The sequence below is a fragment of the Corynebacterium sp. HMSC066C02 genome, from assembly GCF_001814945.1.
Classification (GTDB): Bacteria; Actinomycetota; Actinomycetes; order Mycobacteriales; family Mycobacteriaceae; genus Corynebacterium; species Corynebacterium aurimucosum.
In genome coordinates, this window is the sequence record NZ_KV818467.1 from 1 (window position 1) to 1,439 (window position 1,439).

At 57.0% G+C, this 1,439-nt stretch carries 1 pseudogene; it reads left to right on the forward strand.

Annotated elements, in window-relative coordinates:
- The first annotated feature begins 112 nt into the window (after positions 1 to 112).
- A pseudogene (locus tag HMPREF2996_RS09390) lies at positions 113 to 1,426 on the forward strand (ISL3 family transposase).
- The last annotated feature ends 13 nt before the right edge of the window (positions 1,427 to 1,439 follow it).

Genomic DNA, 1,439 nt, shown 5'->3' on the forward strand with positions numbered 1-1,439 from the left:
CGGGGTGAGGTAGAAAACGACGGGTTCAGCGGGTCACCACAACATGTAGGGGTCCCTGGTGTGAAGATGAAAGTTCCTACACAACCATCTAAACCCACCAGGGACCCGTACTGTGAAGCCTACTGGAAACCTCGTCGCCGACACTATCTGCCGTACCGCGGAAATCGGACTTGCCATCACCGGTGCCGCTGATACCGGAGCGTTGACCATCATTGAGGCCACGCCAGTAGCCGTTATCGGCGTGTGCCCGGACTGCGGACAGCCAGGAAAGCTGCGCGACCACACCACCCGTCGACTCGTTGATCTTCCTGTCGTTGGATTCCCCACTAGGCTGCACGTAACAGTCCCCAGATTCTTATGCACAGCCGTCTCATGTAAGAGAAAGATCTTCCAAGAATCTTTAACCTGCGCGGATGACGGCGCCAAACTCACTTATCGGGTCACCCGCTGGATCTTGCAACGCCTTGCTATTGACCGGATGAGTGTGTCAGCTACCGCCAAAGCACTCGGTGTGGGCTGGGACCTGGTCAACCAGGTCGCACTGGATGCCTGCCGCCAGCTTGTCTACGGCGACCCCTGCCACCTAGACGGGGTTCGCGTCCTCGGAGTCGATGAACACGTATGGAAACACACCAGAAAACCAGGTCAGGCATCAAACCTGGTGACCATACTTGTTGACCTCACCCCGCTGGTGGACGGGCGTGGGCCTGCTCGTTTGTTAGACATGCGACCGGGCAGATCCGCCCACGTGCTCAGCGGGTGGCTTAAAGAGCGCGACCCCAGCTTCCGGGAGCAGATACAGGTGGTGACCATGGATGGGTTCACCGGTTATGCCACCGCAGTTGAAGAGCAACTACCACAGGCGAATAAAGTCATGGACCCTTTCCATGTGGTGCATCTGGCAGCCGACAAGCTCACCAGTTGCCGACAAAGACTCCAACGTGAGACAACCGGGCGCCGCGGACGCAAAGATGACCCGCTGTACAAGCACCGGCGCACCCTGTTGACCAGGACGAACTATCTCACCGAGCGGCAAAAGCAACGCTTAGAAATGCTGTGAGCCACCGATGACGACTACGTGGCCCTAGAAGTAACGTGGCTGCTCTACCAAGACGTGATCGCAGCGTACGCGTATCCGAAGAAATCGGAAGGCAAAAAGCTCATGGAACGCATCATCCACACCCTGCGTAAAGGACTACCAAAAGGCTTAGAAGAGCTCGCCCAACTGGGACGCACCCTGTGGCGTCGACGCAAAGATGTGCTCGCCTACTTTGATATCGGCGCATCCAACGGTCCCGTTGAGGCAATCAACGGCAGACTCGAACACCTACGCGGCATCGCCCTGGGATTCAAAAACCTCAACCACTACATCTTGCGATGCCTCATCCACTCCGGACAACTACAGGACAAAATCAACGCACTCTAAAACCGGAAGGGCC